This is a genomic window from Streptomyces sp. NPDC007164 (assembly GCF_040634135.1).
In the GTDB taxonomy this organism is placed as follows: Bacteria; Actinomycetota; Actinomycetes; order Streptomycetales; family Streptomycetaceae; genus Streptomyces; species Streptomyces sanglieri.
On record NZ_JBEYFB010000100.1, the window covers coordinates 1 to 9,482 of the forward strand.

12 protein-coding genes and 1 pseudogene are annotated in these 9,482 nt (G+C 68.9%); 7 read left to right on the forward strand and 6 right to left on the reverse strand.

The annotated features are described in order from the left end of the window. Nucleotides 1-88 precede the first annotated feature (88 nt). From ABZ622_RS41095 to ABZ622_RS41105, 3 genes are all read right to left on the reverse strand, one after another. A complete protein-coding gene (locus ABZ622_RS41095; RefSeq protein WP_360552337.1) occupies nucleotides 89-427 on the reverse strand; it encodes a winged helix-turn-helix domain-containing protein in 339 nt (112 codons plus the stop codon). Between the two features lie 17 nt (nucleotides 428-444). Beyond that, the gene (locus ABZ622_RS41100) at nucleotides 445-771 is read right to left on the reverse strand and encodes a hypothetical protein (RefSeq protein WP_360552339.1); all 327 of its coding nucleotides are present in this window, start codon (nucleotides 769-771) and stop codon (nucleotides 445-447) included. 402 nt (nucleotides 772-1,173) lie between these two features. Further along, nucleotides 1,174-1,938 (reverse strand): SDR family oxidoreductase, encoded by a 765-nt coding sequence (locus ABZ622_RS41105; protein ID WP_360552341.1) that lies wholly within the window; start codon nucleotides 1,936-1,938, stop codon nucleotides 1,174-1,176. A gap of 51 nt (nucleotides 1,939-1,989) precedes the next feature. Between ABZ622_RS41105 and ABZ622_RS41110 the strand changes: the two genes are divergently transcribed. Then, nucleotides 1,990-2,622 (forward strand): helix-turn-helix domain-containing protein, encoded by a 633-nt coding sequence (locus tag ABZ622_RS41110; protein WP_360552343.1) that lies wholly within the window; start codon nucleotides 1,990-1,992, stop codon nucleotides 2,620-2,622. A gap of 797 nt (nucleotides 2,623-3,419) precedes the next feature. Then, nucleotides 3,420-3,851 carry a DUF3995 domain-containing protein gene (locus tag ABZ622_RS41115; protein WP_360552345.1) on the forward strand — a complete coding sequence of 144 codons (432 nt, stop codon included), beginning with the start codon at nucleotides 3,420-3,422 and terminating at the stop codon, nucleotides 3,849-3,851. Between the two features lie 271 nt (nucleotides 3,852-4,122). On the opposite strand, the gene ABZ622_RS41120 is transcribed toward ABZ622_RS41115, so the two are convergent. Then, nucleotides 4,123-5,033, reverse strand: a protein-coding gene (locus ABZ622_RS41120) for an IS5 family transposase (protein WP_360552347.1) whose coding sequence is annotated in 2 segments (ribosomal slippage) — nucleotides 4,123-4,697 and nucleotides 4,697-5,033 — 912 coding nt in all. Because the reading frame shifts where the segments join, the coding sequence is not laid out codon by codon here. A 31-nt stretch (nucleotides 5,034-5,064) separates the two neighbouring features. On the opposite strand from ABZ622_RS41120, the gene ABZ622_RS41125 reads away from it, so the two are divergent. Then, nucleotides 5,065-5,781: an IS5 family transposase gene (locus ABZ622_RS41125; protein ID WP_360552359.1), complete on the forward strand. Its 717-nt coding sequence runs from the start codon at nucleotides 5,065-5,067 to the stop codon at nucleotides 5,779-5,781. A gap of 9 nt (nucleotides 5,782-5,790) precedes the next feature. Here ABZ622_RS41125 and ABZ622_RS41130 read toward each other — a convergent pair whose 3' ends face one another. Then, complete coding sequence (locus ABZ622_RS41130) at nucleotides 5,791-6,288, reverse strand: hypothetical protein (protein WP_360552349.1); 498 nt, start codon at nucleotides 6,286-6,288, stop codon at nucleotides 5,791-5,793. A gap of 483 nt (nucleotides 6,289-6,771) precedes the next feature. On the opposite strand from ABZ622_RS41130, the gene ABZ622_RS41135 reads away from it, so the two are divergent. The 4 genes from ABZ622_RS41135 to ABZ622_RS41150 all read left to right on the forward strand — a co-directional run bounded on the left by ABZ622_RS41135 (nucleotide 6,772) and on the right by ABZ622_RS41150 (nucleotide 9,060). Next, a complete protein-coding gene (locus tag ABZ622_RS41135; protein WP_360552351.1) occupies nucleotides 6,772-7,317 on the forward strand; it encodes an MOSC domain-containing protein in 546 nt (181 codons plus the stop codon). A 23-nt stretch (nucleotides 7,318-7,340) separates the two neighbouring features. Then, on the forward strand, nucleotides 7,341-7,601 hold the full coding sequence (locus ABZ622_RS41140) for a hypothetical protein (RefSeq protein ID WP_360552353.1): 261 nt from the start codon (nucleotides 7,341-7,343) through the stop codon (nucleotides 7,599-7,601). A 30-nt stretch (nucleotides 7,602-7,631) separates the two neighbouring features. Next, nucleotides 7,632-7,922, forward strand: coding sequence for a hypothetical protein (locus ABZ622_RS41145; protein ID WP_360552355.1), 291 nt, complete (start codon nucleotides 7,632-7,634; stop codon nucleotides 7,920-7,922). 643 nt (nucleotides 7,923-8,565) lie between these two features. Further along, the gene (locus ABZ622_RS41150) at nucleotides 8,566-9,060 is read left to right on the forward strand and encodes a hypothetical protein (RefSeq protein ID WP_360552357.1); all 495 of its coding nucleotides are present in this window, start codon (nucleotides 8,566-8,568) and stop codon (nucleotides 9,058-9,060) included. A 163-nt stretch (nucleotides 9,061-9,223) separates the two neighbouring features. On the opposite strand, the pseudogene ABZ622_RS41155 reads toward ABZ622_RS41150, so the two are convergent. Then, a pseudogene (locus ABZ622_RS41155) lies at nucleotides 9,224-9,482 on the reverse strand (IS6 family transposase); the annotation flags it as partial.

Consider the following 9,482-nt stretch of genomic DNA (forward strand, 5'->3'; position numbering starts at 1 on the left):
GTCCGCCCTCGGGGCGAGTAGGTGCGGCGGATCTGAGGGAGTAGGGAGACGCCTGATTCGTCGAGGAAGATGATCCAGGCACGTGTGTTCACGGCCCCTCTTTGATGCGCGGCCACTCGTGCGCGATCCAACGGGCGATTTCCGACTCGTTCCGCTCGACCGCCCGCCGTTCGGGCCGTTGCAGGCTCCATCCGAGCCGGCCGGTCAGTAGCCGCCACACCGACGCCCTCGACAACACCGCCCCCGTTGCCCGGGTGACGACCGCGCCGACTCGTTCCAGGGTCCACAGGTCGACCTCGAAACCATGAGCCAGGGCACCTTGCTCCAACGCAGCCCGGACCGTCTCGACCTGGGTGTCGTCCAGCTTGGGTGGGCGTCCGGTGGCTGCCCGTCGCCGCAGGGCCGAAGCACCGCCTTGCTCCCACATCCGCCACCACCCAACTCCTAGCAGCCGCCGCCCGCCGCACGACCACGGACCGGATGTGCGACGAATGCAGAGCCCGCCCAGACCAGCCCTGCACCCCGTGGGGCGACACCGGCCGCGCCCTGTGCCAGACCTGCACCCACATCGAACGCCTCCGCACCGCCCAGCGCCAGGCCACCGGGACCCGCACCCGGCACCATCACCAGCGCGGGCCGATCCCTGCCGCCTGCCGTGGGGCTCAGCACCGTCCCGTTCAGGCGCACACCGTCCACGCCTGTGAACGACACCTCGATCAAGGCGGGCCGGTCGTCCGGCGGGGAGGCCGCAGCCGTTGGTGACAGCAGCATCAGGGCGACACAGGCTGCCGACAACAGCAACAGCAGTCTGCGAGAGCACGGCCCATATGCGAGTCTCATCTCGATCCCCCGGCTTTCTGGCCAGCAAGCAGCCACAACGTGCGAGTCCTTGGAGATCCAGATCCTTCTTGCTACCACGCCGGGCGTCGAGGAGGGTGGGCCCCCTCCAGAGGGGGGATATCCCCCGGATCCAGGCTGTGCTCATGTCGGTTGGGGCTTGATCAGTCACTCCATGACAGTCGGGATCCGCGGGCACCCCGGCTGAAGAAGTACAGCTCAGCACGCTGTTCCCCGTATCGGGCGAGGTGACGCCCAACTCGCTGACACCACCCCGCCCACTCACACACAGTGTCGGGGCCCGCCGTGCCGACGGCACGGCGCAACCCTCGTCAGTCAGACGCGTGGACCGAGGAACAGGCCACCGCTCGCGTCGATTACTTGGCCGGTGATCCAGCGGGCGGCGTCGGAGGCGAGGAAGGAGACCACGTCGGCGACGTCGCCGGGCCCGCCCAGCCGGTCGAGTGCTGTCATGCCGGCGATCTGTTCGGCGAGTCCCGGTACGTCGAAAGCAGCTCCATTGGTCGCTGTCCTGGTGGCTCCGGGAGCGACCGCGTTCACAGTGATGCCTCGGGCGCCGAATTGGTTGGCCAGAGTCCTGCTCATCGTCTCGACCGCGGCCTTCGTCATCGCGAAGGACGTCTGGGCCGGGTTGGCCATCCGGGTCGCCACCGACGAGATCGTGATGATCCGGCCACCGTCGCGCAGCAGGGGCAGTGCGTGCTCGATGATGAAGTACGGCGCTCGCACGTTCACTGCGAAGAGGTGGTCGAACTCCGCCCGGGTTGTCGCGCCGAGCGGGCCGGCCGGCGCAGCCGCGGCGTTGTTGACGAGGATGTCGAGCGGCCGACCGGCCAAGGCGACCTCCACACCGGCGAAGAGTGTCTCGGCGTCGCCGTCCACTCCCAGTTCGGCCTGGACGGCAAGGGCGGTCCCGCCAGCACGTTCTATCTCCTCGACCGTCGCCACCGCCCCGCTCTCGTCCGTGCCGAAGTGCACGATGACCATGGCCCCTTCGGCCGCCAGCCGGGCCGCGATGGCCCGCCCGATGCCACGCGACGCACCCGTCACCAGAGCCGTCCTGCCGACCAGATCGCTCATGCCACCCACCTCAAAACCGTTAGTCACTAACATTGCGGTAGTGTCTATCACATGAGTGAGCGGCAGACGACCTTGCGAGAGCGACAGAGATCCGAGACGCGGCGCGTGATCCAGGCACAGGCGGTGCGGCTGTTCACCGACCGCGGCTACGACGCGGTGACAGTGGCCGACGTCGCCGAGGCCGTCGGCGTCTCGGCAATGACCGTGTACCGGCACTTCTCCACCAAGGAGGACCTCGTCCTCATCGACCAGCCTGTCCAGCTCATCGCCGAACGGGTCGCCGCGTCGTCGCCCACGCACCCCTTGGTGCGCCGTGTCGGCGGCGCACTCGTCGACACGGCCACGGTGTTGACCAGCGGCGACGGAGACGAACCGGCATCGAACGAACGGTTTCTCCTGGACTGTCTCCGGCTCATGGTCTCGACGCCCGCGCTGCGGGCCCGGCACCTGGACAGCCAATATGCGCTACAACAGGCCATCGTCGATGCCCTCGGGGACGACGCGACCACTCCCGAGGCCACGTTCCGCGCTCAGGCGGCGACCAGCGCCTGCCTGGCAGCGATGCACACGGCACTGACGCGATGGGCCGAGGTGGACGGGCAGACGAAACTGCCCGAACTGATCGCGGGGGCCCTCGCCGCGTCCTTCGGCGACATCGCCGTCGCCACCGGGCAGAGGGACTGAGGCGGCGGATGCCGGCAGTCAGGACAGGTCTGACCCACCCCGACCACCTTGCGGCAAGCAACGGTCATCGAGCGTTTCGGACCGGGCCCTGGCGCAGTTCGTGAGGATGCGGGGCATCGAGCCGGAGAACACGTTCTGGCAGCGCGATATCCAGGCGTGCGGGCGATACGTGAGGCAGACCGGGGCGGGGCGGTTGCGGGCGCCGTACGACTACGTCACGCCGCACTTGCGCGAGCGGTGGGCCGAGGGATCCTCTGGAAGGAGATCCAGAGCCACGGATACGCCGGTGGATGCGGGGCAGTCCGTGCTCACCTTCGTCCCTTCCGGGACGCCATGCCGGAAGGCCGACCTCCATAGCCCGGGACAGCCGCCGGGTGGACCCTGACCCACTCGGACACCCATGCGGAGAAGGAGCGACTGAGGCTCAATTCCACTCTTGCCCACTGCCCCGAACTGGACGCCCTTGCTGGGCATGCCCATCCCTTCGGGCAGATGCTCACCCAGCTCCGACTCCGGCTCTTCGATGCACGTTCAACCAAGTGGGGAATGAACAGCAGGTCTGGCTGTGTCCGCGAAGCCTCATCAATTCCGGCACCACGGCTGTTCCACCCGGCGCGGACATCGGCCTCATCGATACCGTTGCCCGCCACAGCCTCGCTGCCGGGAATCACGTCTCGCAACTGCCGGCAGGCCGCGGCCCTCGTCCTCGACGGCTAATTGCTGCTGGGCGTGCGCTGTCCGCCGTGGCCAGCCACCCGCTCGGACTTCCCCGGGGCGCGGGCGATAGCGTCAACGCCATGAAGACCGAACGCACTGCCCGCCGAGTTTCCGTCACGGCGTTGACCGCTCTTGCCGGTATGCACGTTGCCTGGGGCAGAGGTTCGTCGTGGCCGCTGCCCGACCGGGAATCCCTCGCGGACGCGGTGACCGGCCGACCGGACATGCCTGGCCCGGTTGCCTGCCATCTCGTGGCAGGCGCATTGGGGACCGCAGCCCTACTGGTCGCCGGACAGCCCCGGCGGTACCCGGCACTGTCCCGGCTGGGCGCGGCCGGCGTCGCAGGAGTACTCGGCGTGCGCGGTGTGGCAGGGCTCGTCGGGCGGACCGATCTGTTGTCCCCGGGATCGGTATCGTCCCGTTTCCGGCGCCTCGACCGACTCGCCTATTCGCCGTTGTGCCTCGCGCTCGCGACATCGATCGCGGTCACCGCCGCCCGGCGCAACAGTTGAGCGGAGGCGGCCCCGTTCCGTCGCCGGTGCCGAAAAAGACGTTCGCAACCGCTACCAAGGCTGCCGAGCACGAACGGTTGGAGAAGCGGGAGTCAGGGCGCGGCTGTTCGCGGACACCCGCTGCGCATGACACCGAGGTTGTCGGGCCGTCGAGCCGGACCGTACGAGACCCTGGGGCATGATGGCCCCGGGTCTTGTGCAGCATCTCGCTAGCTACCGACGCTCCCTCGCGCCGAGGCTACTTCGACGTCTTGGCCGCCTCGCTGCGCGCCTAGGACCTGTCTGACAAATGATCTTGTCTGGGTTCGCGGAGCCAGAGGACGAGTGCTGCGAGGTGGAGTCCGGCCCGGTAGCGGGCGGCGAGTTTGTCGAACCGTGTCGCGATGGCGCGGAACTGCTTGAGCCGGCTGAAGCAGCGTTCGACGACGTTGCGGGCCTTGTAGAGCTCGCGGTCGAAGGCCGGCGGCCTGCCGCCGGCCCGACCGCGCCGCACGCGGTTGGCCTTCTGATCGGTTCTCTCCGGGATTACCGCGTGGATGCCCCGGCGCCGCAGGGTCTGGCGGATCGCCCGTGACGAATACGCCTTGTCGGCGATGACCGCGTCGGGCCTACGGCGCGGTCGCCCGACGCCGGTCCGGGGTACTCGCAGTGCGTCCAGGACCGCGCCGAAGGCGGTGGAGTCGTTGACATTGCCCGGCGTGACAAGGATGGCCAGGGGCAGGCCCCGGCCGTCGCAGGCCAGGTGAACCTTGGTGGTCAGCCCGCCGCGGGACCGGCCGAGCGCCTGGCCAGCCGCCGCGCGTTCCGGATCTTCCAGTTCGTCCCCCGCCGGTGCCCCCTTTTTCGGGCGCCGGCGGCGTGCTGGTGAGCACGGTTGATCGTGGAGTCGACCGACACGGTCCACTCCACCGCTCCGACCGAGTCGTCGCGGACCTGGACCTCCTCGAGCAGACGGGCCCAGGTCCCGTCCGCCTCCCAGCGGGCGAACCGCTCATAGGCCGTCTGCCACGGCCCGAAGCGTTCCGGCAAGTCACGCCACGGAGAACCCGTCCGCAACCGCCACAACACCCCGTTGATCACCTGCCGGTGATCCCGCCATGGACGACCCCGCCCGTCAACACCCGGCAGCAGCGGAGCTATCCGCTCCCACGCTGCATCCGCCAGCTCTCCACGACCCACCACAAGATCAATTATCAGACAGGTCCTAGCGCGCCTGCGCCAAGGCCACCCCCGACGACGACCCACTCACCGCTGCCAACGTCCACGAAGCCGCCGACCTGAATGCGTTCCCCCCGGCGCCCCGGCCCCGGCACAATCGCCATGGCGCCGTCAGGCCCTGGACGTGGAGTTCCATGACCGGCTGCGGGGGAGAGCCCGCATCAGTGAGGGGCGGGCAGCCGCGCCGACCGCCGGCATCATCGACTCGCAGTCGGTGCGGGCCGCAAGCTCGGTGCCGGCCGCGATCAGGGGATACGACGGCGGGAAGAAGGTGCCGGGCCGCGGGCGGCACGTGATCACGGACTGTCTCGGCCTGTTGCTGGTGGTCGCGGTCACCGCCGCGAACGTGGGCGACCGCGAGGCGGCGGCACCTCTCCTGGAACGGGCCCGGGCCTCGCACCGCTCGCTCCGTCTGATCTGGGCGGACGGCGGCTACACCGGCATGCTCGTCGACTGGGCCAGGGAGAAGCTCCACCTCGTTCTCGAGATCGTCAAGCGCAGTGACGAGCCGCGTTCCGTGGTGCTGCCGAGGCGGTGGGTGGTCGAGAGGACGCTGAGCTGGCTGATGCGCTCACGCCGACTGGCCCGCGACTACGAGACGCTGCCCGCCACCAGCGAGTCCATGATCTTGTGGTCGATGACCATGCTGATGAGCCGCCGCCTCGCCCGCCGCACCCACCCGGCCACGACGACGGTGTCCCTGGCGGCCTGAACCGCATCGTCACGGCGTCACGATGCTGAACTCCCCGGACTGATGCCCGGTGATCCACCCGCGCTCGGCCAGGCGTTTCGCCCGCGAACGCACTCCCTCGATCTTCGCAGGCACCGCTTCCAGCCCCAGGGCCACCGCGAGTTCCCTGGCCCGCACTCTGTCCCGGCCCGCCCCGGCCTCGGTCTCCAGCACCGAGATGATCCGCTGGTAGTCCGGCGCGAGGACCGTCCTGGCCAGCCGCCCGCTCTGGCAGGGGACCGGTGATCCCGTCACCGCGGCGGCCACCGAGTTCTCCTCCACCACATCCATGCCCCGGCCGGCTGGCTCGGCCAGCACCTCCACCACCGCTTCCCGGGCGACGACCAGCCGTTCGACCAGTCGCTCGGCCTCCTCGAGCACGGCCGCGATCCTCACGGCTTCCTCTCGCGCCCGCTCGACCGCCTCCCGCGCGGCCGACTCCTGCGCCTCCAGCAGCCCCAGCACCGACGCCATCAGCAACCCCCCCATCGATCAAGAAGCAGGATGCACCCACGCTTCCACACCGACGCAGAATCCACCCCTGACCAGCAGAAACTCAACGGCCATGACCGGAAAGACAACGGCTTCTAAGAGCCGCAAAGTGTGAGACGCGCGTGCTGGCATGGGAGGTACCGGAGAGCCAGGCATCGATGCGGGCGAGGTTGATCGCTGCTCCGGTGGAGGTGTCGGACGGTCGCCAGGGGAGCGTCGGCGTCGTCTTTGGGCTGGGGCGCCGACGGCAGGGACCTTGAGGTCGGCGCCTTGCCTGTGCTGGGACCGCAGGAAAAGGTCGTTTAGCTCCGAGGCATCCATGAAGCGCGGGACGAGCGGCTCGGCTGGCCCGAATAGGCCGTGGCCGTCGGCACCTTCCCCCCATGACGCAAGGACGAGCGGAACCCCTGTCCTCACAAGGCTGGTTGCACCGCCTTTAGGATCGACCGGCCGTAGAACTACAACTGGTGGGAGAGCGTGATGACTGGTCAGGTCGCCGCAGTGAGCCGCAACGAGGTGTACTCGTTCAGCAAGCCCAATCGCGATTCCATCACGCTGCTCACGGGGCTCGGAGTGGAAGGAGACGTTCACGCAGGTGAGACGATCCGTCACCAGTTCCGCATGACCTACGAGCCGGACCTCCCCAACCTGCGCCAGGTCCACCTAATGCACGAGGAACTCTTCGACGAGCTCGCGCTCAAGGGCTTCAAGGTCTCTGCGGGGCAGCTCGGCGAGAACATCACCACGCGCGGGGTGGACCTGTTGGGCCTGCCCACCGGCACTCTGCTCCAGCTCGGAGAGCGGGCGGTGCTCGAGGTGACGGGACTGCGTAACCCGTGCTCGAAGATCAACGACTTCCATAAGGGGCTGCTCGGTGAGGTCTTCACCATGGACTCCGTGTCCGGCGAATTCACATTCAAATGTGGCGTCATGGCCGTGGTCCGCCGCGGAGGGATCGTCCACCCCTACGATTCCATCCAGGTCGAAACCCCGCCCCCTCCCCACCGCTCGCTGGAACGAGTCTAGGTTCTTGTTCCCTGGCCATCGGCGTGCCCAGACTTGGACTCCCCACACGTACGTGGCAGCAGATCGAGGGCGTCGCCCCGGACGGCCACCGCATCGTCCTGCTCGACGACACCGCCCGCAGTGGGGCGAGCCTCCTGCGCAGCGCACGGCTGCTACGGATCGCGGGCGCAGTGGTCACCACCGCCGTGTGCGTTCTTGACCGCGACGCCGGGGCCACCGACCTGCTCGCCAATCACCGGATGACCCTGTCCGCGCTGCTTACCGACCATGGAAGCACCCCGTGACCCGGCGGGCCGTGCTCTTCGATCTCTACGGTGTCCTCCTCGACAGCGCCCAGGCCGTGCGGCACACCCTTGCCGCGGTCGCGACCTGCGCGACCGGGCGCCGCGTCACCCCGGCGGACCTCCCGCCAGGCACGCTACGCCGCCCCCGCGTGGAGACCCTGGGCCTTCTCGGCGTCGCTGACCCGGACGAAGCCGCCGCTGCAGTCGTACCACTGCACCTACAATCGCGCCTGGATCAGCGTGAAGGCCACCTACCGCCTCACCGCCAACCCCGCCGAGGCTGCTGCCCTGGCCGAGCTGCTCGACACCTGCGACGCCTGATCCCGCCAAGCTGACCAACGAGGCCTTGCGTCCGGTGAACCCACCGCCGGATCACCGGACCACGGACGACGCCGTCCGCGCCTGACCCGCCGCGGGGGAAGAGAAGCAGGAACCCGCCCCGGCCCCTCTTCCTCCGCGGCGACCCGCCCCGCCGGCGCTGGCAGCCCCCAGATCCGCGGCCCAGGCCGTTAGCACCCGGCATCCTGCTGATCACCATCGCGTCGGGCATCTCCTGCACCGCGTACCGGCAGTTCACCGACACGAAGAGCGGGATCCCAGCTGATGCTGCAGACAGGCGGCTTCCTGAGTGACCGGCAGCGCCACGAGTACGCCGCCCTGGTGGCGGCCTGATGGTCTGCAGAGGAGAGGAACGGTCTCTCCTCCCCGCCTGCGGGCCACTGAGCGGCTCACCCCAGAGGCCGGCGAGCTCGGCGTCCTCAATGACCACTCGGCAGCGCCTTGGAGAGACCCGCCTTTATGATCAACGGGGAGTCGTCACGAAGGGGGAAGCGTGTCACGTGCGACGAAGACTGTGTCTGTCCTGGTGCCAGGGCTCCTGTTCCTGCCCGTGTTCGGATGTTCTGCAGGCGGCGCGGAGACTGCGGGGCAGGCGGTCGCCACGTCCTCTGAACCCGCACCCTCGGTGAAGTCCCTGAGGGAGGAACAGATCAAGGCGGTGCTGCCCGCGCCGGGCGACGTCCCTGCCGGCTGGGAGCCCGCCGGCACGCCCCGCTACAGCGGCCCCGAGCCGGCGGACGGACTCGTCGCCTCGGCGAGCCGGGGCTATGCCGCGAGCGACCTGGACGGGGCGGTGGGCTTCAACGTCAAGTCCTTCAAGTCCCCGGCCGCCGCGATCGGCCACGTCACCCAGAAGAAGAAGCAGTTCGGCGGCGCGGAGCAGCGGCCGGTCCAGTTCACCGGCGTGGACGCGGCGTTCTCCGCGTCGTACTGCATGGGCGACTCGTACTGCAGCACCTCCATCAACGTCCGCGTCGGCCCGGCGGTGGCCTTCGTCAACATCAACACCAACGTGCGTCCCGCCGCCGACCCGCGGATCCTCAACCCGGCAATGCGCATGCTCGTTGAACGGATCAGGCAGGCCCAGCAGGGCCAGGAGCCGAAGGCTAAGGCAGGCTGAACCGGCGGCGCTGGCCCACGCCCAACCGTTAGACCTGCACGCACCGGACAGCAGCCCCGCCTCCAGGAGCCTGGGCGGCGCTGTCACGTTGTTGGGTGTGTGGGTGTCTGATGGTGTGTCGGGGCATGGTGGGGCATGGTGGGGCCTGGTTCGGGGCCTGTGCTCAGGCCGCGGTGGACAGACCGGCGGTGCCGGTGACCTGCTCCCAGGTGGTGAAGCGGTGCTGCATCTCGGTGCGGTAGTCGGGGGCGGTCATCAGATGGCGGCGGGGCCGGAAGTGCGGTGAGATACCGCTGAACGTGGACAGGAACCGCTGCGCTCCGCCGAGGGCTTGTAAAGAATCAACGCGTTGCTTTGCGGGCTCTGGCGCGTTGGTCTGGTATGCACATATCGAGTGAGGTTCGTGATCAACTCGCCCTGAG